The sequence below is a fragment of the Blautia intestinalis genome (assembly GCF_014297355.1).
GTDB classification, from domain to species: domain Bacteria; phylum Bacillota; class Clostridia; order Lachnospirales; family Lachnospiraceae; genus Blautia_A; species Blautia_A intestinalis.
On the sequence record NZ_JACOQE010000003.1, the window covers coordinates 19,916 to 45,454 of the forward strand.

Sequence of the window (25,539 nt, forward strand, 5' to 3'; positions counted from 1 at the left end):
ACTAAATGAGAAGCGTTCTGATTGTTGACGATGAGAGAATCGAACGAGAAGGAATCGCAGCTCTTCTCCAGATGGGAAATTATAATCTTGAAATTCTGGAGGCAGTGAATGGAAAAGAAGCATTAACAATATTGAAAGAAAAAAATCCGGAGATTTTGCTGAGTGATATCCGGATGCCATTTATGGATGGAATTGAGCTTACACGCCAGGCAAAAATTATGAATCCAGATATGGCAGTTGTGATCTTCAGTGGATTCAGTGATTTTAATTATGCTAAAGAAGCAATCCGCAATGGCGTGCTGGAATATATCCTGAAACCGGTAGATCCACAGGAATTTAAAAATGTCATGGATAGTGTCATGTCATATCTGGACAAAAAGAAACAGAACGAAGAAGCAATGCAGAAAAATCAGGAGTTTCTTGGGCAGTATTTTCTGCATAAATTTATCCATAATGGAAAATCTGAAATTATGGATGATGCAATGAAAATTCTGGATGTTTCCTGGTGGAACAGAACCGGAAGAATGCTGCTGCTGAATGGTGATGATGGCTTTTTTGAGAACTATGACGGCGATTTTGAACAGATGCTGACAGAAGAACTTCCATTTTCATTTCATTATCTGAATTATGACTCGGACAGTTCCATCCTTTGTTTTGAACAGAATGTTAAAGTAGATTTTCAGATTCTTGCGAAACATATATTTGAGTTTGTTGAAAAAAGCTGCGGCAGACAGATTTATATTGCAGTTTCCAGTCAGCTCGAAGGGAAAGAGGCAATTCCACAGGGAATGAAAGAACTGGAAAGTCTCATGGAAAACAGGTATTACCGAACTGATCAGTGGATTTTTATGCCGGATACAAACTGGGAAAACAAAGAGAATTATGAGCTTCCTCTTGAAATGGTCGAAAAAATGGAGGAAGATATCAGGCTTCATGATATTGCACATCTGTGGGAGCATTACAACAAGTTTATGAAATATAAGGAATATGGAGCAGGATTTTCTTATATTTATATGAATTTCGTATGCACTAATCTGATCAAGAGCATGTATACGCAGATGGATTATCCGGTTGAAAAATATTCAAATGTGATTGAAAAAATGTTTCATGTAGAAAATATTCAGGAAGTTGCAGAGGCACTGGAAGAGACGATACATCTTTTTGAGCAAAAACTGTTTTCTGTCAAAAACAGTAACAGGAGTGAAGTTGAAAAAGTAAAAAGCTATATCTATGCACATTATCAGGAAGACATAAATCTTGAATTCCTGAGTGCGGAAGTGTACCTGTCACCGGGCTATATGAGTTATATTTTTAAGAAAGAGACAGGCGAAGGTCTTGCTCAGTTCATCAGGAAATTCAGACTGGAAAAGGCAAAGGAGCTTTTGTGTACAACAAATAAAAAGATTGTACAGGTTTGTGCGGAAACAGGATTTACGAATCCATCGTATTTCTGCAAGAGCTTCCGCGAATACTATGGATGCAGTCCGGATCGTTTTAGAAAAAATGAGATTCAGAGAGAGACCATGTGAAAAAATGAAATAATATTTAAAATATGCAGTGAGGAAATTATGTGAATATACACATAATTGAAAAAGATGTAAAGCAATATTGAGGGAAGGGTGAGAGGATGAAGAAGCGCAAGTGGCATAAGATAACAGCAGCTCTGGCAACTGTTGCTGTAATACTGTCATCGCCGGGAATTACAGATCTGGTGAAAGGATCGTCAACTGAATTTGTTGATATGGTACCAATATCTGAGGAAACTATTCCGGCAAGCGAAAACGAAGAAAACATCTCAAGAGCGGCAGAAGACTTCTCAGATACAACAGAAGATTTTTTTGAAACAACAGAGGAACCTGAAGAGAATTTCGGAAGTGAAACAGCCGCCGAGGAAGGTTCGGAAAATAACGAAACAGACAGCATAGACTGTATTGAAGATTTTTCATGTGAAGACACAAGCAATACAGAAAATGTCAGTCCAGATTCTGCTTCCGCTGTGACAGTTCTTCAGAAGGCAGACGAGACAGAAAACACAGAGCTGGCACAGGGAGAGGTACACAAAGCAAAAATTTCTTCAAGCGTTCCTGCAGGACAGGAGGCGGCAAAAGTCAGACTTTATCTGACAGATGCGCAGAATGAAACTCCGGTGACAGACCTTAAGGTCACTCTTTCAAGTGGAGAGAGTATACAGGAGATCGCAGAGGATCCGGTTCAGCTTCCGGAAGCTCTGAACCAGAATGAGCCTCTTACAGTCACACCGGTTACGGAATACCAGCTGGATGAAGATGGCGATTATGTATTTGACGAAGACGGTAATTATCAGATTTCAGCTTACTATCTGGAATATGAAGTACCGTCTGGTGGAAGTACAGAGTTCGAGGCATCTTTCACTTATACAACAGATGCCGAAGAATATGATTTCCAGGCAAAACTCAGAGCCAGAATGTTCCGTGAGCCAGAAGGAACCGGCGAAGAGATTTCACTGAACGAAGAGGAAAGCAGACTTACACTTATCTGGAACAGCCAGGCAGAGCAGGAAACGGAAGATGATGTTCTGGTGGAGATGGAAGAACTGGCAGCCGAGGATGTAGGGGAAGCGAGGCCGTTGAAGGCTGGAGACTGGTTGTTCCTGGATGTGGAGCAGACTACTAGTTGGAAGCTCGATAATGCACAGGTATCCATCAATTATGGAGTTACGAACGCGCCTAGTTGGGATAAGAAACCAATGACAAAAGGAAGAGATGGAAGATTTCGGATCCAGCTTACTGAGGAGATTGTTGGTACGAACAACAGTTTTAAATTTACTCTGGATAATGCAAATGGTGGGAATGCAATATGGATGCCGAGTGGAGATAATTTATCTTTCACTCAGAATAATGACTCAAATCTCTATATAGCAAATAGTGACAATAACGGAGCCTGGGGCAACGAGTGGTATGATCCATTGAATGATCACACTTTCTTCGCCGGAAAAACCATGTATTTTGAGAATAAAACAGGAAATTCGCTGGATGAAGTTAAGGCAGTCTTTTACGAGAAAAACACAGAGGGAAACTTACAGCAGGTAGGAGAACCTGTTTCGATGACAGCCATTCAGAATGGTTTTTCAGTAACGATCCCAACAGCGGCATGTTCGTATGTACAGTTTACGGATGCATCGGGAAAGATATTTTTAGGTGATACTTACTCAAACTTCTACAATCAGGGAGCAGACGAAGCGGATGTCGAGAGTTTCCTTTTTGCAGCCGGCTCCATGGACTGTTATAAATATGCCGGAAAAGCCGAAAATTCCACCTGGGGAGTGCTGGGAGAGAGAACCGTTTATTACGATGCGACCCTGTCAAAGATGTCTTATGCAAGAAGCAGTGATAGAAATGGCGGCAAGGGAATTCCATATGATAGTAATTCAAAGGTCTACTACTATGCCACCAAAGAGAATGGAGAGGATCCAGTTCATGGTGAGATGACATCTGTGGAAGATTCAGATCTGTGGAGTGTTAGTCTTTCTGGAGTTTACACAAAGATCCGTTTTGCAGGATATGCAGTGGAAAATGAAACTATTTCGGAGAATGGTGCCGGAACAAAACTGGAGAAAATTCCAGAAAACCTGAAAAATCCATGTTATTTTGGAGATGACAGTGACGATGTGATCTACAAAGGCGGCAACCGCGGCGGATACTGGGGCGAGAAAGGCAGCGTCCGAGATGCGGAGAGTGGCAAGAATACGACGGTTGTCAATGTGCCAGAGGGGACTTTCACCAAGGATTCCAATACTCTGTATGTAGATACTACCCTGTACGATTATTATACAGACTATGAGCTGAACGGACAGAACCGTGATGCATATGATTCAGTAAATATTGCCAGTCACAGAATCTATCAGCCGTTCAGACAGTTTAATCAGGCTTTAAGTACATATTATAAAAATAATAATGTAACCTATCCGCTTTATTGGGGAAACTTCCAGAACTATAATGGTTCTCATTTTAAAGAGATTGCAGATACTTTAAATCTGTATGGATATTCTAATAATAATCAGTTCTTTTATGAAAACAACTCGATGTGGGATATTAATGGAGTGGAAATAAAACAGGGAGGACAGAATGCAACACAGGGCTTAAGTGGAGCACAGTTGGCAAGTGGATCACTGACACTGGCAGGAGGTGCGATCGCCCCGTTCTTTAATGAAGATTTTCTGAAAGGCAATAACAGTAAAAATACAGTCCTGGGAAATGTATACCATAATGTTACTTTTCCATTTATAAAAAAAGCACTGACCAGTTCTGCTGATACCTCAAAGGAAGGAACCGTTGACTACTGGTGCTTTGACAGTGCAGATCAAACTAACTCAAACAAAAATCTTCGTCTGAAATATGATTCCTCGAATGGATATTTTCTGCAGTCAACGAATGACATTGTAAATGGTCAGACAGTAGGGGATGGATATCCAGCCACAGAAGTTGGAAATTATTTTCCTTTAAACTCATCATCAGAGAGCGGAAATGCCTGTAAGCTGAATTATGGATTTGGACAGAAACTTCAGCTTAAATTTCGTCTGACACAGGATGGAACAGTTACAACTACAAGCAATAAAGAAGTTCCGATAGAATTCAACTTTTCAGGTGATGATGATGTATGGGTGTTCATAGATGATCAGCTGGTTCTTGATGTGGGCGGCGCTCATGATGTTGTATCCGGCCGTATCAATTTCAAAGACAGGACTGCCTGGGTAAGTAAAGTAAAGAATCAGTCAGGCGGCGGATTTACTGATAATATAACAACAGCTTTTCCGGAAGCTTTAAAAAATGATTTGGATTTTTACAAAAAAGAACATACTTTGACCATGTTCTACATGGAGCGTGGACTTTGGGAATCGAATATGAAGATTACCTTTAACTTTCCGGATGAGAACCAGCTTCAGGTGGAGAAGCAGCTGGACACTACAGATGTAAATGAGCTGTTCAAAGGCTTATTCGAAGGTACAGACCTGTTTGATTTCAAAATTAAGAACCTTGCAACACATTATGGAGAAAAAGCTGCTTCAGCCACAACAACAGCACCGGTGAAGATCAGTGATTTGGCTTACACCGTTGCTCCGGCACACCGCAGTAATATATTTGAAAAAACTACAAAAGAGGGATCAGCTGCTGTTCACTGGTATGCGAAAGAACAGGACGTGGAAAGTACTTGTCGGTCACAGCGATATGGAGAACTGACTTTAAACGATCCGTTAGATATTTCCAATATGCAGTATCTGAAATTTAAATTCTATTACGACTATGCAGATATCCCATCACTTTCCAATATGTATCTGCAATTGGTAGATGCAAATGGCATGATAGCAGGCTGTCTGGGACAGGAAACCCTTTCCGGACGAACTTATGGTACTGTTTCCGTTGCAAGCAAAAAGTGGATAACTGTAAAACTGGATCTCACAAAATTGTCAGGAATTAAAGGCTTTGGCAACTTGAAAAAAATCCGTTTCGGTTATAACTATCCAAGAAATATTTATCTGAAGGATTTTATATTCCGTCCGACGGCAGAACTGACAGCTTCTACTGGATTTGTGACGAAGCAGTATGATATTGCGGACTATGATTCAGCCAGATCAGGTAAACTGGAAAATCCAAAAGGTGCGGTGTACACTTCTTCTGCAAAGTCAGGAGCCTATGCAATTGAGGATGATGGAAGCTTTGTATTGCGGGATAAGGAAACCATTACATTTAAGGATCAGTTCCGTCGAGGCAGTTATATTTACCTGAAAGAAAAAGTCGATCCAAATCTGTTTGATACGACTTGGACCATGCTTGAGAATGGACAGCCGGTGACGTCCATGGGAACAGGAAGCACTGTAACAAATGGAAGCGTGAGCAGTCTCAATAAGGTGCCAGGGTTTTCCGTTAATGATGGAAGAACAGAAAATAAAGTTTTGCCTGATGCCGAAGGAAAGAACCCTCAGGAAAATAACAAGTATGATGGAGATAGACCCAAAAAACAATCTTCAGAGAATACTTCAGAAGAAGTACCGGAGGATACCTTCGTATTCCGTTCTTATGCGAAACCGGATGATACTACAACGTTAACCAAATTGAAGGCAGTCTTTTACAACAAAGTTAAGACAGGTTCACTGACAATCAAGAAAGAAGCTGCATATCATACAGATCAGTTGGATGGTACTTATAAATTTAAACTTACATTTACCAATGTTGGTGGTGCAGGTCTGGAGACAGCACCGATTGTGGTGCCGGATATTTTCCTGAAAGCCAATGAATCCTATACGATCACAGGGATCCCGATAGGAACCTTCTTTACGATCGAAGAGATAACACCGACCGATGGATCCACCCTCGACAGTATTTTGCTGAAGCTGAATGGAGTGCAAGTGCCGCAGAAAGTCGGAACGACCGTACTTCAGGGATATATCAAACCAGCAAATACAACGGGAGAAGAATCACAGGCAGAAGTAGTATTTAAGAATACGAAAAAACCAAAGGTAAATCTGTCTGTGGAAAAATTCTGGAAAACAGCAGCAGGTGAAACTTATACAGGAAAACTTCCAGATGAGATTTACATCCAGCTGCAGAGAAGGTCGTCAGATACAGACACATGGGAGGCAGTAGAATATAACAACAGCATTTATACAGGGCTGACATATAACATTTACACTAATGAATGGAAAACCTCATTTAAAGACCTGGATAAATATGTGAACTATACACTTGAAGATCGGGTTCAATACCAATATCGGATTGTTGAGGTAAAACTGACAAAAGATACAGCTGGAAATGTGACAGCAGTAACACCTGTGGAAAATGGAGGCTGCATCGAGTTCACGGACGCTAGCGGGAAACGGAGTATGTTTAAGGTTTCTTATGATTATGCTAATCCCAATAGTGATTCAGGAATCTCTATTGGGGAAGATAATAATGGTTCTGCAACGATTACCAATACCTATCAGCCACCAAAGACTAATATTCAGATTTTGAAAATAAAGGCAGGAACAGCAGGAGATAATCCGGAAAAACTTGCCGGAGCAGAATTTAAGCTTGAAAAACTGACTGTCGATGGAACTATTGATTCTGCCTTTACAGCACAGACTGTTACAACGGGTAAAGAAAATGAAGAACTTGGAGTTGCAAAATTTGAAAATCTGGAAGATGGAACCTATCAGATCACAGAGACAAAAGCTCCGGAAGGATACAATCCAGAGACAAAAGCTCCGGAAAGATACAATCTTTTGAAATCACCGATTAAGGTTGTGATCAACAGAAGAGAAAACTTCATCACAGTAGATGGCGAGAATTCCATTAGATTTCTCAAGAAGAATACACTTACGATCCAGGTTGCCAATCAGGCAAAATTCCAGCTGCCGGCAACAGGAAGCTGGAGCAGACTGATCCTTGGCTTTACCGGTGCAATCATCGCCGGAACTGTGATAATCATGTATCTATTGTTACAAAAGCGGAGAAAGGAGGGCAAAACTTCCTGACCGCTTGAAGAAACAGACAGATGATTCAATATATGATACCAGGGTCCAAAAGTGCAATGCGCGATACAATACGTAGGTATCTTTAAAAACCAAATGGAAAAGGAAATGAAGAAAGAGAAAGAGAGGAAATGAGTATGAAGAAATTCAAAAAACTCCTTGCCGGTCTCCTTGCCGGCGCAATGATGCTGGGCAGCATGTCAGTAACTGCATTTGCAGCAGAAGAGACAAATACACCGAAAATGACTGCTGCTACAATTGATACATCGCTGAAAGGATCATTGACAATCCATAAGTATTATTTTAAAAATAGTCAGCCGGGTACTCTTGAAGAAGGAACAGGAGAAGCGGTAGAAAAGCTTCCAGCCGAGGCACTTCCTTTGGAAGGAGCAGAGTTTTCAATTTGGCGAGTTGCAGACATTGATGGAAATGTAACCATTAAAGGAAAGACAGGTCAAAAATTTGAAGTTGTCGGTGACACATCAGATGTGACAAAGGCACGAGAGCTGGTTGCAGGTGAAGAAGCAGATGCTATACAAACAACAAACGCAGATGGTATAGCTGTATTTGGAAAAGATAAAACTGAAACAAATACACTTGAACTTGGATACTACTATGTGAAAGAGACAAAAACACCAGCAAATATCTCATCTACACCAGCAGAATTTGTTGTTTCAGTTCCGATGACAAATAAAAAAACAGATGCTGGAACAAAATGGATTTATGATGTAACAGTATATCCGAAAAATGTAAAAACTGAAGCGGGTGTTACTATAAAAAAGGTTAATGCTGCAGATGTCCCAATTGAGGCAAATGCGCAATTCGTACTTCAGAAAAAAGCCAGTGACAATACCTGGAAATATGTGAGCTATAATGCTACAACAAAAGCATACAATTATGAAGTTGCAATCTTGAAAGATGCTACACAGTTTGGACAGGGTGCCGCGATTTCCGGTCTTGGAAATGGTTCTTACAGACTTTTTGAGGTAAGTGCAGAGAATGGTTATATTATGGATGGAGCCATTGCATATGAATTTGATATTGCAAATAATGGTGAAATTACAAAGCCGGCTGCAAATTCTGGAAATTATCTGTCTTATGTAAAAGATGGAGAAGCAGATAATAAAAAATCTGCAATTATTACCGTAAAGAACGAAAGACCTGATGTTGAAAAGACAGTAAAAGAGAATACTAAATGGCAAAAAGATGCAGATACAGCAGCTAATAAAGATATTGAATATCGTGTAAAAGTATCTGTACCGGGAAATATTGCAAAACTTAATACATTCAAAATTACAGATACACCAATGAACATTACAGATGATGTGAATACTGTAGAACTATATAGTGATGAAGCGTGTACAAATAAAATAACGGATCTTGTAAAAGATACAGATTATACAATTACTAAAAATAGCAATGGATTTATTTTAGATTTTATTAATAAAGATACGAATAAAGTAACAAATGCTTTTGCAACTTATGCTAATAGGAATATTTATGTATACTACAAAGCAAAATTAACAGGGAATGCTGTTACAACAGTTGCTGGCAATCCAAACACTGTAAAACTGGATTATTCAAACGGAATTTATCCGAAATCCAATGAAACAGATAAACCAAATCCGGGAAAAGAACAGGATCATGCATATATCGAGGACAAGGCAGTTGTCTATACATTTAAATTTACAATTAAGAAAACAGACAAAGACAATAATGAATTGAAAGGTGCAAATTTTGCACTGTATAAATGTGATAATGCAGGTTTGACTTCAGAAACTAAAATTAAAAAGGGTACAAAAGTTAAGGAATGGACGGATGAAAATATATCAACCTTTGAAGCAGACAAACTTGAAGCAGGTTACTATTATGTAATAGAAACAAAGGCACCAGAAGGATACAATCTTCTTACAAAACCGGTAGAAATTAAAGAGTTAAATGTGAAGTACACAACTACTTGGACAGATAATAAGGAATTTACGAAAGGTGAAGATGATGTTTGGCATTTGGTAAAACATGAGAAAACCAGTGCAACATTCAAATATGACAAAGATGCTTCTAACACTGGACTTGATTTTACAGGTGTTCAAACCATTGTTAATAAGAAAGGTTTTGTTCTCCCTGTAACTGGTGGTATGGGTACAATCGCTATCACAGCTCTTGGTGTTGCCCTTGCATTCGCAGGTGTTCTGATCATCGGCGCATCCAGAAAGAAAACTGTGAAATAAGAATTGAGGAACGACTAAAGAGCATTTTGACTCGTGACTGTGAGGGTACTGAACAGTTACATGAATTCATTAATTAGCTACCATAAATCCTCTTTTTGAATAAATCCTACAGGACAGACTCGTCACTCTGCCGCAAGGCAGAGTGTGGGTGTGTCTTATTTGCCTTATATGAAGTTGTCTGAAAAACAGCTCAGGTCGCTTCATATAAGACAAATGAGAGGCAGGGTCAAAAGCCCCGGCTATCACAGGGAAAGGAACTACAGGTCATGAAGAAACCAAGGCTGACGACGATTTTCAGTATGATCCTGATCTTTGCGGGAATCTCGCTCGCATTATATCCGACTATCAGCAATATACTCGCGCAGAAGCATGCTTCGCAGGCGATCACGGAGTACAATGATGAGATTAAAGACATGGATGAAGAAAAAATCGATGCGGTAAAGGAAGCCATGCAGCAGTATAATGAACAGCTTGGAAATGCAGTTACCCAGGATGCCATCGGTGAGCAGCAGACAGGCACCAGTCATGTGGATATGCTGGATATCGGAGATGTGATCGGCTATCTGACCGTGCCGGTGATCAATGTAAATCTTCCTATATATAAAGGTACATCACAGGATGTTCTGGCCAAGGGAGTTGGCTACATTCCGGAAACTTCTTTTCCGCTGGGAGGAGAGAGCACACACAGTGTGCTGACAGGGCACAGAGGACTTCCGGATGCCAAGCTTTTTACAGATATGGACAAAGTACAGAAAAAAGATCAGTTTTATATTCATGTGCTGGATGAGGTACTTGCGTATGAAGTTGATCAGATCAAGGTGGTCGATCCGGAGGATACTTCGGATCTGGATATTGTGGAAGGAAAGGATTATGTGACGCTTGTCACCTGCACACCGTATGCTGTCAATACATACCGCCTTCTTGTGAGAGGACACCGTGTGCCGTATACAGGGGAGGAGAAGGCAAAAACAGTTTCGCAGATCCGCCCGGCGGCAATGGCGAAGCGAGTGGTAGATGTATGGCCATGGTTCCTGTTTATGATGGCAGGTGTGGCAGTAACAGAAGGTGTGATCATTTTACTGATCCTCATAAAGAGGCACCATGATAAGAAGAAAAAAGGATAAAAGCACTCTGACCCAGGGTCAGAGTGAATCGTGATGATACTGAGAAAGACAGGAGAAAGTGAAAAATGGAAAATAAAAAAACAGAAGAGATCATGAGAGAGGTCCGTAAGGTGATTTTCGGCAAGGATGAATGTATCCGTCAGGTAATGACGGCGATTCTTGCGGGCGGTCATATTCTGATCGAGGATATCCCGGGGGTCGGCAAGACCTCCATGGCACTTGCTTTTGCAAGGGCAATGAACCTGACACAGAACCGTGTTCAGTTTACTCCTGACGTACTGCCGTCGGATATTGTCGGATTTTCCATGTTTATCAAGGAAAAAGAGGCATTTGTCTATCAGCCCGGAGCGGTGATGTGCAACCTGTTTCTTGCAGATGAGATCAACCGAACTTCTGCCAAGACGCAGTCTGCGCTTCTTGAGGTTATGGAGGAAGGAACGGTTACCGTAGATGGTGTGACAAGGAATGTTCCGGATCCGTTTATCGTCATTGCGACAGAAAACCCGATCGGGTCTGCCGGAACGCAGAGACTTCCGGAATCTCAGTTGGACCGTTTTATGGTCTGTATTGAGATGGGCTATCCGGATATTCAGGATGAAGTGCAGATTCTGATGGAGCAGTCCGGGTTTGGGGCAATGAAGGATGTAAAGGCTGTGATCAGTGCGGATGATCTCGCCCGGATGCAGAGAGAAGTCTCGGAGATTTTTGTCCATGAGACGGTCTGTCGATATATCGTGGATCTTGTAAATGCAACGCGCTCACATGAACTGGTGTCTCTGGGACTGAGTACCCGTGGTGCCATAGCAGTGACCAGGATGGCAAAAGCCAGTGCATATATGCAGGACCGTACATTTGTACTGCCGCAGGATGTGGCGGAGGTTTTTCCAGCGGCTGCAGTGCATCGTCTCAAATGCAGTGCGAGGGCGAAGTTAAGTCAGGGAGATCAGAGGCAGATCATCGGGGAGATCCTGAAATCTGTCAGACAGCCGCGACCGGAGAGATAAGGTATGAAAAGTAAGATCATATATATGGTACTGGTGCTGGCTACGTTGTGGGCGGCAGCAGCCGGCAGAGGAGAGTTTGCTTTTTTTCTGCTGGTTTTTGAGCTTCTTTTTGCAGTGTGTATGGCAGCCGGTGTATGGTATGTGGCGGGAAAGCTTCGCGTATCGGCGAAGACGGAAAGTTCTGCAGTCACCAGAGGCGAGCGGGAAAAATTTATTCTTGAGATCGAGAACTCGACGGTTTTTCCGGTCGGAGATATCCAGATCGTGATGGATGTCACAGGCGCAGGCAGGATCATCCGGCACACTGCGGCAGACAGAAAGAGCAGGGATTCGTGGCAGATTTTTCTGGAACCGGTACATTGCGGTTTTTTCAGAGTCGGTGTGACAGAACTCAGAGTATTCGACTATCTTGGACTTTTTTCGGCAAAGATCAGGATTCCTTCTCTTGCCAGGACAATCGCAGTCATCCCCAGGATCCATCTGATGGACGAGGAAACAGTACAGGGATTTTACGGGGAAGAGGAAGACAACGAAAATGCAGCCAGGGCAGGTACGGACAGTCAGGAGATTTTTGATACGAGATATTACCATCAGGGAGATATGCTCAAAAATATCCACTGGAAGCTCAGTGCCAAGGAAGATGAACTTCTTGTAAAGGAATTCAGTATGCCGGCCGGAAGGATGGTCAGTGTTTATCTGGATACATCGGACGGGACGGAAGAACAGACAACGCCTGATCAGCTGGATGAGTTTCTGGATCTTGCGGCATCTCTGGGAAATGCGCTGGTTGAGAAAGAACAGTTGTTTGAATATGTCTGGATGGAAAAGGGGACGAAGGAAGCCCTGCATTTCGAGGTGAACGGAAGGGAAGCTTTTTATCAGGCACTGGAGTGTATTCCGGGAATCTGTCAGGGAATATCCGACAATGTTCTGGTGCCGGAGCATGGTGGCGTCAGAATCACGATGGACGGACGGATACAGCGATATTTTCCGGAAGGTGAAGGACGTTTATGAGAAAAAAACAGACACAGAAGGAACAGAACAATATGGAGGTGCTTATCCTGGATTCAGGGTATGTTCCTCAGTCACAAAAGAAGCAGACAGAGAAAGGCGGAATGTTGCTGTCTTTTCTGGTGCTTTTTGGGGCGGTCGGAGTTCTTGCCGGAAGTCTGGTTTCAGCGTTTTCGATAAGGGATGAGAGATTGTGGCTTCTGATACCGGGAATCTTTCTGTTCAGCCTGTTTTTCAGCTGGTTTTATGCGGACAGAAGGTTGGATTCGAGAAGAATCTATGGTTTTCTTGCAATCGTGATCCTTTATATGGCAGTCTGTTTTGTTCTGCAGAACAGAATCACCGCAGGCTTTTATCAGACAGCTGATTTTGTGATGAGCAGGATCAATCAGGTCTATCATGGAAACATGAGGCTGTATGGAGCATATGAAAGCGGTGATATGGTGATCTTCTGGCTGCCTGTACTTTTTCCGGTGACGGGGCTTCTGGGGGCTGGAATTGTCAGAAGGAGAAACTGGCTTCTGATTCTTTCCATACTGTTTCCGCTGGTCGCGCTGATGATGATCGCCGGAGGCAGACCGGGAAATCTCTGGATGTATTTTCTGGCAATGAGCATTCTGCTTTTGTTTACTGCAGGGCGGAGCTATTTCTGTGGATGGAAAGCGGGGCTGACGGCACTTCTTGCTGCCGTGGTAGTATCTGTCCCGTCATGGTGTATTTCCATGCCATTGGCAGGAGTGGAGATCCCGGCAATTCAAAGAGGCACGACAAGAATACAGAATCGGCTCCTGCAGTCTCTGTGGAGTTTTCTACCGAAGATTTCAGGGGGAAATCTGCAGCTCTCTCTGGAAGGAATCGCCGGAGGGGTGGACAACGGAGAACTCGGAACGACAGACGGTGTGTTTTTTACCGGGGTGGATGCCCTGAAAGTGACCAGTGTGCAGAGACCTTCGGAGACGGTCTATCTGAGAGGATATATCGGTGAGACTTATACAGGGAACAGTTTTGAGCCGGGAGCGGAGGAAAACTTTCAGAATGCAGCGGCTGTCTGGAAAACAGACGGAGATTCCACAATCTATATACAGAATCTTCCTTTTCTGAGGACGATGTATTATGAGAAGCAGTCGTCAGGAAAGAATGCCGGGGAGTCGGAGAGTGCAGTGAACCAGATCACAGTAGAAAACCTGAATGCCAACCCGGAGTACACGTATGTTCCATATGATGCTTTTTTGAATGATGTATATCAGATCAGCAACGGGGATGGGGCAGTGTGCGGACAGAGCAGGCAGGAGGATATTTTTTCCTGCTACTGGAGAAGCAATGCCAAAGAGATCCTGGAAAGCTATCGTGACGGTAAGGATACTTCCGGTGTGCTGAATGATACGGAAAAATCGTATCGGAATTTTTGCAGTACCTATGATCTTCAGATTCCGGAAAAAGGGCTTGAAAGGCTGAAGAAGGAATGTGCGGAAGCGAAGGAAGAGAATCACTGGGGAGAATCTGAGACGGGTGCAGAGATGCCGGACTGGGCAGTTGCAGATGAGTATGAAGAGATTCGCAAGTATGTGGTAAAAAGACTTCTTCGTGACTGCAGCTATGAGACAGATACGGACAAGCTGAAGGACGGCCAGGATTTTGTGGAGACTTTTCTTTATGACACAAAGGAAGGCTACAGTATGCATTTTGCGGCGGCTGCGACGATGATGTTCCGTATGTTTGGCGTTCCGGCGCGTTATGTGGTGGGATATGTGGCACCACAGGAGCTTTTTTCGGAAAATGCTGACCAGACTTATACTGCCGTTCTGGAGGATGACAATGCGCATACCTGGGTGGAGATCTATCAGCCGTTTCTCGGATGGACTCCGGTGGAAGTGACACCGGGTATGGAAACAGAGTTTGTTGACCAGACAGAAGAGAAAGAGCAGAGTGACCGTGTTCCGGAGGAAGCGAAGACGGAGACGGAAGAGGAGGAAATCAGTGTATCCGGTTTTGCAGTCCGTATTGCTGGGTGGTTCACAGGACACCTTGCAGATATTCTGAAGTTATGCGCTGTACTGTGCTTGCTGATGCTTGTTCTCGGAAGCGGAATAAAGATCCGTGCCGCACATAGGGCTCGTTACGGAGTGGGAGAAGATCCGGCAGAGGCGGTGAGGGCGATTTATCGCTATATCTGTCGTATTCTGTACAAAAAGGGCATGTCGAAGGACTGCACGGCGGCAGATGGCGGAACGATTCGCTTTATCAGGGATTTCTGTCCTGTATTTACGGAGGAAGATGGCAACAGACTTCAGAAACTGATCCTGAGGGCAAGCTATGGAAATGAACCGGTGACTGAGGAGGAGCGTCTGTGGATGCGTCAGCTCTGCCGGCAGATAAAGCGGTCCGTACGTGGAAAAAAACGTTGACAAAGACCATGTCGGTTGCTATAATACCTGCATGAACAAAGGCGTTCTTTTGGAGGGTAACCTTCCGAAAGTACGCCCTTTTTTTATTTATTTTTCAAATATAAGGAGAGAATACTATGGGGAATTATACCAGAGAGGAAATATTGCAGATGGTTGAGGAGGAAGACGTAGAATTTATTCGTCTTCAGTTCACCGATATGTTTGGGGCAATTAAGAATATCGCTGTGACGGCTCGGGAACTTCCCCGTGCGTTAGATAATCGCTGTATGATCAACGGCGAACAGATTGCGGGGATGGATATGGAGAAAGGTTCAGACCTTTATCTCAGCCCGATACTGGATACCTTTGCAATTCTGCCGTGGCGTCCGCAGCAGGGAAAGGTTGCGAGAATGATCTGTGATCTTTACTGTCCGGATGGCACACCATACAAAAACAGTCCGAGATATATTCTGGAGCGTGTGGCAAAAGAGGCAGAGCAGGAGGGATACACCTGCTATATCGATCCGGAATGTGAGTTTTTTTTATTCCATACAGATGATAATGGAATGCCGACAACCGTAACACATGAAAAGGCAGGCTATCTGGATATGAGCCCGCTGGATCTTGGTGAGAATGCAAGACGTGATATGGTACTGACACTGGAAGATATGGGAATGGAAGTAGAATCCTCTCACCATGAGGCAGCACCGGCACAGCATGAGATTGATTTCAGCTATGGTGAGGTGCGTGACATTGCAGACTGTATCATGACTTTCAAGATGGCAGTTCGTATTGTGGCAAAACGCCATGGACTTCATGCCACATTTATGCCGAAGCCAAAGACAGAAGCAAATGGTTCCGGTATGCACATCCAGTTTTCTCTGATCAAAAACGGGGAAAATGTATTTGAATGCGCAGACCGTCCGGGAGAACTCAGTGAAGATGCATATTATTTTATAGGAGGTCTTCTGGCACACAGCAAGGAAATGGCGCTGATCACCAATCCGCTGGTCAATTCCTATAAGCGACTTGTTCCGGGATATGATGCACCGACAGAACTTACATGGACTGAGAATAACCAAAATTCGCTGGTCCGTATTCCGGTAACCAGAGGAGAGGGGATCCGCGTAGAACTCCGAAGCCCTGATGCTTCTGCAAACCCATATGTGGTACTGGCAGTCTGCCTTGCCGCAGGTCTTGACGGAATCAAAAACAAGATTACACCGACAAAATCATCAAATCTTGCGACACAGGATCAGCAGGCAGAACATCTTCCGGAAACATTAAAGGAAGCAATTGATTATTTTGAGTCCAGTTCATGGGTAAAAGAAGTACTTGGTGAGGAATTTTGCAGGCAGTATGTTGCAGCGAAAAAGAATGAATGGCTGAGATATACCAGGCAGGTAACTGACTGGGAAATCGCAGAATATCTGTATCGACTGTAATGAGACTTTACACATACTGTAAGTGAGATGAATAAGACAAGGGGAAGAGGAGAGACACTTTTATGAGCAGTATTGTTATTGCATTGCCCAAAATAGAAGATGCCAAAAAAATCCGCAGCGTTCTTGAACGTCACGGATTTACGGTAGCCTCTGTATGCAGTACTGCATCAAGTGCCCTTTCGAATGCCTCGGAACTTGGAAGCGGTGTTCTGATCTGCGGACATCGTCTGCCGGATATGAACTATCTGGATCTGTCTGAGTGTCTGCCGAGAGATTTTGAAATGTTGCTGTTGGCATCTGCGAGGGTGATCTGTGAAGTGCCATCCTCTATTCTTTCAGTGGAGATGCCGATAAAGTCCGGTGATCTGGTCAACACGGTCAGCATGATCCTGATGCAGCAGGATCGCAAGAGACGTAAAGAAAAAAAGAAACCCAAACTTCGTTCGGAGAAAGAACAGAATTATATTTCCAATGCGAAGATGATGCTGATGCAGCGAAATCATTTAAATGAAGAAGATGCATACAGGTATATCCAGAAATCCAGTATGGATTCCGGAACGAATATGGTGGAGACAGCACAGATGCTTCTGATGCTGTTGTATGAAAGCTGATACAGTAATGATGGAAGTAAGAAACGGATTTTTTTGATCCGGACTTCACAATATAAAAAGACGAGATATATGGAGGATGAGGAAATGGAGTTTTTGAACGGTATTTACAAAAAAGAAGTAACCGAATGGGATGAACTGTTAGGTACTTCTCTCTTAAATCAGGAAGTTATTCTGGAAGGAGCCGTTCACAGCATCCGTAATATGGGCGATGTGGCTTTTGTGATCCTGAGAAGAAGAGAGGGACTTTTTCAGACCGTTGTTGAGAATGAAAAAGCAAATCTTTCCGTTCATGATCTGAAAGAAGCGATGACCCTCCGTGTAAAAGGAATTCTGAATGAGGAAGAAAGAGCTCCTCATGGAAGAGAAATCCGTATCCGGGAGGTAGAGATTCTTTCAACACCGGCAGAACCGATGCCGCTGGCAATTGATAAATGGAAATTAAATACTTCTCTGGAGGCAAAACTGAATTTACGTCCGATCGCACTTCGTAATGTGCAGGAGCGCTCCAAATTCAAGATTCAGGAAGCGTTGACACGTGCTTTCCGTGATTTCCTCTACGAACAGGGATTTACTGAAATCCATACACCGAAGATCGGGGCAAGAGGAGCCGAGGGTGGTGCAAACCTTTTCAAATTCAGCTATTTCCACAAACCGGCCGTCCTTGCACAGAGCCCGCAGTTTTACAAACAGATGATGGTAGGTGTTTTTGATCGCGTGTTTGAGACCGGACCGGTATTCCGTGCCGAGAAACATAATACCAAACGTCATCTGAACGAATATACCAGTCTTGATTTTGAGATGGGATATATTGACGGATTCGAAGATATCATGGGAATGGAAACAGGATTTCTTCAGTATGCGATGGAACTGCTTAAGAAGGACTATGCAAAGGAACTTCAGATCCTTAAGATCGAACTTCCGAAAGTAGATCAGATTCCGGCGGTACGTTTTGACAAGGCAAAAGAACTTGTCGCTGAAAAATATAACCGCAAGATCCGTAACCCGTATGATCTGGAACCGGAAGAAGAAGCACTGATCGGAAGATATTTCAAAGAAGAATATGATGCTGATTTTGTTTTTGTAACACATTATCCGTCAAAGAAACGTCCATTCTATGCAATGGATGATCCGGCAGATGATAAGTTTACATTAAGTTTTGACCTTCTGTTCCACGGACTGGAAGTAACAACCGGAGGCCAGCGTATCCATGATTACAATCAGCTCAAAGCGAAGATTGCTGCCCGTGGTATGGAAGAAGATGGTATGGAGCAGTATCTGGATACTTTCAAACATGGAATGCCGCCGCACGGAGGTCTTGGTATCGGACTGGAACGTCTGACTATGCAGCTTCTTGGTGAGGAGAATGTCCGTGAAGCATGTCTGTTCCCGAGAGATCTGAACAGACTGGAGCCGTAGGATAAGCAGGAGGAACAAAAATGGCAAAGATCATAGATGATGAAACAATAGAAAATGTATGCATTCTTGCGAAACTTTCTTTGAATGAGGAAGCAAAGGAAAAAGCAAAAGAAGACATGCAGAAGATGCTGGATTATGTGGAAAAGCTGGATGAACTGGATACCAAAGGGGTTGAACCGCTTTCACATATCTTTGGTGATCAGAATGTATTCCGTGAAGATGTGGTAACAAACGGAGACAATAAAGAAGCAATGCTTGCAAATGCACCGAAGGCAAAAGAAGGACAGTATCAGGTACCGAAGACCATCGGATAACAGAAGTGATCCGGATAGAGGAGATGAATTATGGAACTGGAAACAATGACAGCATTAGAACTGGCTGCAAAGATAAAACAGCGTCAGATCCATGTAGTGGATGGCGTGAAAGCAGTCTTTGACCAGATTGAGAGTAAGGAAGGAACGGTGCATGCTTACCTTGACCTTTATAAAAAAGAAGCATATGCACGCGCAAAAGAAGTGGAAAAAGGAATTGCAGACGGTACTTATACGGGTTCGCTTGCAGGTGTTCCGATTGCAATAAAAGATAATATCTGTATCAAAGGAAAGAAAACAACCTGTGCATCCAGAATCCTTGAGAATTTTGTTCCACAGTACAATGCGGAGGTCATTGACCGTCTGGAAAAAGCAGGAATGATCATTATAGGTAAGACAAATATGGATGAGTTTGCCATGGGAAGTACTACAGAGACTTCAGCTTACGGAGTGACAAGAAACCCGTGGAACACAGAACATGTTCCGGGCGGCTCTTCCGGTGGTTCCTGTGCGGCAGTTGCAGCAGGAGAAACGTTTATGGCACTAGGATCTGATACAGGTGGATCTATCCGTCAGCCGAGCTCTTTTTGTGGTGTGACCGGAATTAAGCCAACTTACGGTACCGTATCCCGTTATGGTCTGGTTGCCTATGCGTCTTCGCTGGATCAGATCGGACCGGTAGGAAAGAATGTGGCAGACTGTGCCGCGCTTCTTGAAGTGATTGCCGGACATGATCCGAAAGACAGCACTTCACTCGACAGACAGGATCTTGATTTTTCAAAGAGTCTGGAAGATAAGAAGCTTCTCGGAATGAAATTCGGTGTACCGAAAGAATTTCTTGCAAAAGGCCTTGAGCCGGAAGTAAGAGATTCTTTTATGAATGTGTTGAAGACACTTACTGAACAGGGCGCAATCGTAGAGTTTTTCTCTGTAGAGACTATGGAATATATGATTCCTGCATATTATATCATTGCCAGCGCAGAGGCAAGCTCAAACCTGGAGCGTTTTGACGGTGTAAAATATGGTTATCGTGCAGCTGAGTATGAAGGTTTGCATGATATGTACAAAAAAACAAGAACCGAAGCTTTCGGTGAGGAAGTCAAACGTCGTATTATGCTTGGTTCATTTGTATTAAGTTCCGGATATTATGACGCATATTATCTGAAAGCACTGCGTACAAAAGCGCTGATCAAGAAAGAGTTTGATCAGGCATTTGAAAAATATGATGTGATCCTTGCACCGGCGGCACCTTATACAGCACCAAAGATCGGGGAAAGTCTGAAAGACCCGCTTGCCATGTATCTTGGTGATATTTATACCGTTGCAGTCAATCTCTGTGGTTTGCCGGGAATCACGGTTCCATGTGGAATGGACAAAGCCGGAATGCCAATCGGTATCCAGATGATCGGTGACTGTTTTGCAGAGAAGAAGATCCTCCGTGCAGCCGCTGCCTATGAGGCAGTAAGGGGAGCATTCCCCACTCCGGAGAAAGGAGGCAAAAAGGCATGAAACAGTATGAGACAGTCATTGGCCTTGAAGTCCATGTAGAACTTGCAACAAAAACAAAGATTTTCTGCGGATGCTCCACAGAATTCGGGGGTGCTCCGAATACACATACCTGCCCGGTCTGCACCGGTATGCCGGGATCGCTGCCTGTTCTGAACCGTAAGGTAGTAGAATTTGCACTGAAGGCCGGAATTGCGGCAAACTGCCAGATTAATCAGTATTGTAAATTTGACAGAAAGAACTATTTTTATCCGGATAACCCGCAGAATTATCAGATTTCCCAGCTGTATCTGCCAATCTGCCATGACGGATGGGTAGAAATCGAGACTTCTGCAGGAAATAAAAAAGTCCGCATTCACGAAATGCATATGGAAGAAGACGCAGGTAAACTGATTCATGATGAGTGGGAAGATTGTTCACTGGTAGATTATAACCGAAGCGGTGTGCCGCTGATAGAGATCGTTTCCGAACCGGACATGAGAAGTTCAGAAGAGGTTATTGCATACCTTGAAAAACTGCGCTGTATGATGCAGTATCTCGGTGTATCCGACTGCAAATTGCAGGAAGGTTCCATGCGAGCTGACGTCAACCTGTCTGTTCGTGAAGTCGGAAGTGAATCTTTTGGAACAAGAACAGAGATGAAGAACCTGAACTCCTTTAAGGCAATTGCAAGAGCCATCGAGGGAGAAAGAGAACGTCAGATTGAACTGATCGAAGAGGGAAGAACTGTTATCCAGGAAACACGTCGCTGGGATGATAATAAAGAATCTTCCCATGCAATGAGATCAAAAGAAGATGCCAAAGATTACCGTTATTTCCCGGATCCGGATCTTCCACCGATTCATATATCTGATGAGTGGATTCAGCAGATACGTGAATCACAGCCGGAACTCAGAGAAGAAAAGCAGCTTCGTTATCAGTCAGAATATGAACTGTCCGCATATGACGCAGGGATTCTTACAGAGTCCAGACATCTTTCGCTGCTGTTTGAGGAAGTGGCAAAGCTCTGCGGAAATCCGAAGAAAGCAGCCAACTGGTTTATGGGAGAAGTTCTCCGCCTTACCAAAGATAAAGGACTTGATGTAGAAAAAGTTTCCTTTGCACCAAAACATCTTTCAGATCTGATTTCCATGGTGGAGAAAAAAGAAGTAAGCGCCCAAAATGCAAAGAAAGTCTTTGAAAAAGTCTTTGAAGAAGACATTGAGCCGGTAGTTTATATTGAAGAACACGGTCTGAAAATTGTTGAAGACACCGGACTTCTCAATGATACATTACAGAAGATCATGGATGAGAACCCGGGACCGCTGGAAGAACTTCTTGGCGGTAAAGAAAAAGTTTTCGGATTCTTTGTCGGTAAGATGATGAGGGAACTGAAGGGCAAGGCAAGTCCGGATGCAGTACGCGAGGCTCTTGTAAAAGAAGTAGAACGAAGAAAGAATCTGTAGACAGATTAGGAGAGAATATTATGGTTACAGTAAATAAAAATTATCTGAAGCTTCCGGGAAGTTATCTTTTTTCCACAATTGCAAAGAAAGTAGCTGCATATCAGGAAGCAAATCCGGATGTACAGATCGTACGTCTGGGAATCGGAGATGTCACACAGCCGCTGGCACCGGCAATTATCAATGCGTTGCATAAATCCGTTGACGAGATGGCTAATGCAGAAACATTTCATGGATATGCACCGGATCTCGGTTATGAATTCTTGCGCAGTGCAATTGCAAAAAACGATTACGAAGCACGCGGATGTGACATTCATGCAGATGAAATCTTTGTTTCTGACGGAGCAAAGAGTGATTCCGGTAACATTCAGGAAATCTTTGGTATTGAGAATAAAGTAGCTGTATGTGACCCGGTTTACCCGGTTTATGTTGACACAAATGTTATGGCGGGCCGTACCGGAGCGTATAATACAAAAAGAGAAAACTTTGACGGTGTGATCTATATGCCGTGTCTGGAGGAAAACGGATTCCTTCCGGAATTTCCGACAGAGACTCCGGATCTGATCTATCTCTGCTTCCCGAACAATCCGAGTGGTGCGGCAATCACAAAGGACAAGCTTCAGGAATGGGTAGATTATGCAAATAAAAATGGTGCAGTGATCATTTATGATGCGGCATACGAGGCTTATATTACAGAAGAAAATGTTCCGCACAGTATTTATGAATGTGAAGGTGCACGTACCTGTGCGATCGAGCTTAGAAGCTTTTCAAAAAATGCCGGATTTACAGGTGTCCGCCTTGGATTTACCGTTGTTCCGAAAGATCTTATAAGAGAAGGTGTTGCACTGCATGACCTTTGGGCAAGACGGCATGGAACAAAATTTAACGGTGCACCGTATATTGTACAGCGCGCCGGTGAAGCTGTTTATTCTCCGGAAGGAAAGGCACAGCTGAAAGAGCAGGTTGCATATTATATGAAAAATGCACATACGATCTACAACGGACTGAAAGAGGCAGGATACTCCGTATCAGGTGGCGTGAATGCACCGTACATCTGGCTGAAGACTCCGAACAATATGAGTTCCTGGGATTTCTTTGATTATCTGCTTGAAAATGCACATGTAGTAGGTACACCGGGATCAGGATTTGGTGCTCATGGAGAAGGCTTCTTCCGTCTGACTGCTTTCGGAAGCTATGAAAATACACAGGAAGCTCTCAGAAGAATCAAGGCATTATAAAAATTTGAATAAACAATCATGCCTTTGGGCAGTGTAAAGAGGTGGTTTTTGACAAACTGCCTCTTTTTCGTTGCCATACGAAAAAATATACCGTATAATCGTAGTGAAATAATTTAAGAATATAAGCAGTATTCAGCAGGCAGTATCCCGTAACTGTGCGGGAACTGAACAGTTAAGAAAATACCCGATCCGGGACTGAGGAGTTGTTACAGATGTACATAGAAACAACAGAAAAATTACTGGAATTTATAGAGAAAAGTCCGACTGCATTTCAGGCAGTGGATGAAATGAAAAAACGATTTACGGAAGGTGGATTTCAGGTGCTTTCGGAGAGAGAACACTGGAATCTCATACCGGGTGGAAAATATGTAGTGACCAGAAATAATTCCGCACTGATTGCTTTTGCAATACCGGAAGATCCGCCGTTTGCATTTCATATTATGGCAAGCCACAGTGATTCTCCGGCATTCAAGATAAAAGAAAATCCGGAAATGAAAGTGGACGGCAGCTATGTAAAACTGAATGTGGAAAAATATGGCGGAATGCTGATGGCACCGTGGTTTGACCGCCCGCTTTCTGTAGCCGGAAGAGTTGTTGTAAAAGAGAATGGCAGACTTGTGGAAAAGCTGGTAAACATAGAACGTGATCTGGTGATGATCCCGAATCTTGCTATTCATATGAATCGTGAGGCAAATAACGGAACCGCATATAATCCGCAGAAAGACATGCTGCCTCTTTTTGCAGCAGAAAATACAGACAGAACGCTGCTGGAAATGATTGCAGAGCAGATCGGGGCCGACAGATCAGATATTCTCAGCCACGATTTATTTTTGTATAATCGTATGCCGGGTACGATATGGGGCGTAGATCAGGAATTTGTTTCCTCTGCACGGCTGGATGACTTGCAGTGTGCGTTTTCTTCTATGGAGGGACTTCTGCGGGCAGAACCGAGAGAAAATATTGCAGTACATTGTGTGCTGGATAATGAAGAAGTCGGCAGCAGCACAAAACAGGGGGCGGCATCTACTTTTTTGAAGGATACACTTCTTCGTATCAATACAGGGCTTGGCAGAACTTATGAAGAATATCTGATGACTCTTGCCGGAAGTTTTATGGTTTCGGCGGACAATGCACATGCGCTTCATCCGAATTACGCAGACAAGACGGATCCGGTGAATCATCCTGTTCTGAATAAGGGAATTGTCATCAAATATAATGCAAATCAGAAGTATTGTACAGATGCAGTATCTGCTGCAGAGTTTATAGAGCTTTGTGCAAAGGCGGATGTTCCATATCAGACGTTTGTAAACCGGTCTGATATTGCCGGTGGCTCGACACTAGGCAATATTTCCAATACACAGGTTGCCATGAATACAGTAGATATCGGACTTCCACAGCTTGCCATGCATTCTCCTTATGAGACCGCAGGCGTAAAAGACACTGAATATCTGATCCGGGTGGCAGGGGAACTTTTTGCATAACAGATTGCCATATAGAGTAGAAAAGAAGGACAATACAATGAGTGATAAAAAAGCAGTTTTTTTTGATGCAGATGGAACTATCTGCGATATGGAAAAAGGAGTACCGGACAGTGCAGTAGAATCAATCAAAAAGCTGGTTGCCAACGGACATCTGGCATGGCTCTGTACCGGAAGAAGCCGTGCATTTGTGTCCCGGTATCTGGAAGAAGTTCCGTTTACCGGTATTATCAGTGCATGTGGTGCGACCATCGAAAAAGACGGAAAAAGACTGTATAATAACGAAAGAACACCGGAGGTAGCAAAGCTTTCTGTTGAGATACTTCGTAAATATGGGCTGATTCCGGTCATGGAAGGTGCCGACTATATGTATTATGATAAGGATGAATATACGACAGATGTGAACTGGTATACTGATCTGATCACAGAATCACTTGGAGAAAAGTGGAGACCGATCCGTGGAAATGAAAACTGCATGCACATCAACAAGATCAGCGCGAAGAAACAAAAAGGCTGCAATGCGCAGCAGGCATGCTCAGAACTTTCTCCGTATTATGATATGATCTATCACGAATCTAATAACTTTGTGGGAAATACGATTGAAATGGTTCCGAAGGGATGTAATAAAGCAGTCGGAATTGCAGCAGTCTGCAGGATTTTTCATATCGCATGGGAAGACACGATCGTATTCGGAGACAGTAACAATGATCTGTCCATGTTTGAATATGCAGCAACAAAGGTGGCAATGGGAAATGCTTCACCGAAGATTAAAGAACTGGCCGATTATGTAACGACGGATATGTTCCATTACGGTATCCGTAACGGACTTGAACATTTAGGGCTTATATAGAAGGA

The 25,539-nt window shown here is 43.3% G+C and carries 16 protein-coding genes; all 16 read left to right on the top strand.

All coding sequences use genetic code 11. The features are described from left to right. The first annotated feature begins 5 nt into the window (after positions 1-5). The 16 genes from H8Z79_RS06515 to H8Z79_RS06590 all read left to right on the top strand — a co-directional run bounded on the left by H8Z79_RS06515 (position 6) and on the right by H8Z79_RS06590 (position 25,534). On the top strand, positions 6-1,529 hold the full coding sequence (locus H8Z79_RS06515; protein ID WP_118039619.1) for a response regulator transcription factor: 1,524 nt from the start codon (positions 6-8) through the stop codon (positions 1,527-1,529). 98 nt (positions 1,530-1,627) lie between these two features. Next, on the top strand, positions 1,628-7,489 hold the full coding sequence (locus tag H8Z79_RS06520; protein WP_118039618.1) for a SpaA isopeptide-forming pilin-related protein: 5,862 nt from the start codon (positions 1,628-1,630) through the stop codon (positions 7,487-7,489). Between the two features lie 134 nt (positions 7,490-7,623). Next, entirely contained in the window at positions 7,624-9,714 is a 2,091-nt protein-coding gene (locus H8Z79_RS06525; protein WP_182279226.1) for a SpaH/EbpB family LPXTG-anchored major pilin, read from the top strand. Between the two features lie 266 nt (positions 9,715-9,980). Beyond that, positions 9,981-10,838: a class C sortase gene (locus tag H8Z79_RS06530; protein ID WP_015543120.1), complete on the top strand. Its 858-nt coding sequence runs from the start codon at positions 9,981-9,983 to the stop codon at positions 10,836-10,838. A gap of 65 nt (positions 10,839-10,903) precedes the next feature. Then, complete coding sequence (locus tag H8Z79_RS06535) at positions 10,904-11,842, top strand: AAA family ATPase (RefSeq protein ID WP_118039616.1); 939 nt, start codon at positions 10,904-10,906, stop codon at positions 11,840-11,842. A 3-nt stretch (positions 11,843-11,845) separates the two neighbouring features. Then, complete coding sequence (locus H8Z79_RS06540) at positions 11,846-12,856, top strand: DUF58 domain-containing protein (protein ID WP_118039615.1); 1,011 nt, start codon at positions 11,846-11,848, stop codon at positions 12,854-12,856. After that, positions 12,853-15,258: a transglutaminase domain-containing protein gene (locus H8Z79_RS06545; RefSeq protein ID WP_118039614.1), complete on the top strand. Its 2,406-nt coding sequence runs from the start codon at positions 12,853-12,855 to the stop codon at positions 15,256-15,258. The genes H8Z79_RS06540 and H8Z79_RS06545 overlap by 4 nt, the downstream gene beginning before the upstream one ends. A gap of 116 nt (positions 15,259-15,374) precedes the next feature. Next, positions 15,375-16,682, top strand: a complete 1,308-nt coding sequence (gene glnA / locus H8Z79_RS06550; protein WP_118039613.1) for a type I glutamate--ammonia ligase — start codon at positions 15,375-15,377, stop codon at positions 16,680-16,682. A gap of 62 nt (positions 16,683-16,744) precedes the next feature. Next, a complete protein-coding gene (locus H8Z79_RS06555; protein WP_015543115.1) occupies positions 16,745-17,293 on the top strand; it encodes an ANTAR domain-containing response regulator in 549 nt (182 codons plus the stop codon). An 84-nt stretch (positions 17,294-17,377) separates the two neighbouring features. Beyond that, on the top strand, positions 17,378-18,709 hold the full coding sequence (aspS, locus tag H8Z79_RS06560) for an aspartate--tRNA(Asn) ligase (protein WP_118039612.1): 1,332 nt from the start codon (positions 17,378-17,380) through the stop codon (positions 18,707-18,709). A gap of 20 nt (positions 18,710-18,729) precedes the next feature. After that, a complete protein-coding gene (gene gatC, locus H8Z79_RS06565) occupies positions 18,730-19,023 on the top strand; it encodes an Asp-tRNA(Asn)/Glu-tRNA(Gln) amidotransferase subunit GatC (protein ID WP_015543113.1) in 294 nt (97 codons plus the stop codon). A gap of 30 nt (positions 19,024-19,053) precedes the next feature. Then, complete coding sequence (gene gatA, locus H8Z79_RS06570; RefSeq protein ID WP_118039611.1) at positions 19,054-20,529, top strand: Asp-tRNA(Asn)/Glu-tRNA(Gln) amidotransferase subunit GatA; 1,476 nt, start codon at positions 19,054-19,056, stop codon at positions 20,527-20,529. Then, a complete protein-coding gene (gene gatB / locus H8Z79_RS06575) occupies positions 20,526-21,971 on the top strand; it encodes an Asp-tRNA(Asn)/Glu-tRNA(Gln) amidotransferase subunit GatB (RefSeq protein WP_118039610.1) in 1,446 nt (481 codons plus the stop codon). The genes gatA and gatB overlap by 4 nt, the downstream gene beginning before the upstream one ends. Before the next feature lie 20 nt (positions 21,972-21,991). Next, the gene (locus H8Z79_RS06580; protein ID WP_118039609.1) at positions 21,992-23,206 is read left to right on the top strand and encodes an LL-diaminopimelate aminotransferase; all 1,215 of its coding nucleotides are present in this window, start codon (positions 21,992-21,994) and stop codon (positions 23,204-23,206) included. Positions 23,207-23,418: 212 nt separating this feature from the next. Beyond that, complete coding sequence (locus H8Z79_RS06585; RefSeq protein WP_118039608.1) at positions 23,419-24,687, top strand: M18 family aminopeptidase; 1,269 nt, start codon at positions 23,419-23,421, stop codon at positions 24,685-24,687. A 37-nt stretch (positions 24,688-24,724) separates the two neighbouring features. Further along, positions 24,725-25,534: a Cof-type HAD-IIB family hydrolase gene (locus H8Z79_RS06590; protein ID WP_118039607.1), complete on the top strand. Its 810-nt coding sequence runs from the start codon at positions 24,725-24,727 to the stop codon at positions 25,532-25,534. The last annotated feature ends 5 nt before the right edge of the window (positions 25,535-25,539 follow it).

What these genes read in the sequence shown, in the direction of transcription:
- H8Z79_RS06525 (WP_182279226.1), top strand. Translation starts at nt 7,624, where the DNA reads ATGAAGAAATTCAAAAAACTCCTTGCCGGTCTCCTTGCCGGCGCAATG.
- H8Z79_RS06545 (WP_118039614.1), top strand. Translation starts at nt 12,853, where the DNA reads ATGAGAAAAAAACAGACACAGAAGGAACAGAACAATATGGAGGTGCTT.
- aspS (WP_118039612.1), top strand. Translation starts at nt 17,378, where the DNA reads ATGGAGTTTTTGAACGGTATTTACAAAAAAGAAGTAACCGAATGGGAT.
- gatC (WP_015543113.1), top strand. Translation starts at nt 18,730, where the DNA reads ATGGCAAAGATCATAGATGATGAAACAATAGAAAATGTATGCATTCTT.
- glnA (WP_118039613.1), top strand. Translation starts at nt 15,375, where the DNA reads ATGGGGAATTATACCAGAGAGGAAATATTGCAGATGGTTGAGGAGGAA.
- H8Z79_RS06540 (WP_118039615.1), top strand. Translation starts at nt 11,846, where the DNA reads ATGAAAAGTAAGATCATATATATGGTACTGGTGCTGGCTACGTTGTGG.
- H8Z79_RS06585 (WP_118039608.1), top strand. Translation starts at nt 23,419, where the DNA reads ATGTACATAGAAACAACAGAAAAATTACTGGAATTTATAGAGAAAAGT.
- H8Z79_RS06555 (WP_015543115.1), top strand. Translation starts at nt 16,745, where the DNA reads ATGAGCAGTATTGTTATTGCATTGCCCAAAATAGAAGATGCCAAAAAA.
- gatB (WP_118039610.1), top strand. Translation starts at nt 20,526, where the DNA reads ATGAAACAGTATGAGACAGTCATTGGCCTTGAAGTCCATGTAGAACTT.
- H8Z79_RS06580 (WP_118039609.1), top strand. Translation starts at nt 21,992, where the DNA reads ATGGTTACAGTAAATAAAAATTATCTGAAGCTTCCGGGAAGTTATCTT.
- H8Z79_RS06535 (WP_118039616.1), top strand. Translation starts at nt 10,904, where the DNA reads ATGGAAAATAAAAAAACAGAAGAGATCATGAGAGAGGTCCGTAAGGTG.
- H8Z79_RS06520 (WP_118039618.1), top strand. Translation starts at nt 1,628, where the DNA reads ATGAAGAAGCGCAAGTGGCATAAGATAACAGCAGCTCTGGCAACTGTT.
- H8Z79_RS06590 (WP_118039607.1), top strand. Translation starts at nt 24,725, where the DNA reads ATGAGTGATAAAAAAGCAGTTTTTTTTGATGCAGATGGAACTATCTGC.
- H8Z79_RS06515 (WP_118039619.1), top strand. Translation starts at nt 6, where the DNA reads ATGAGAAGCGTTCTGATTGTTGACGATGAGAGAATCGAACGAGAAGGA.
- H8Z79_RS06530 (WP_015543120.1), top strand. Translation starts at nt 9,981, where the DNA reads ATGAAGAAACCAAGGCTGACGACGATTTTCAGTATGATCCTGATCTTT.
- gatA (WP_118039611.1), top strand. Translation starts at nt 19,054, where the DNA reads ATGGAACTGGAAACAATGACAGCATTAGAACTGGCTGCAAAGATAAAA.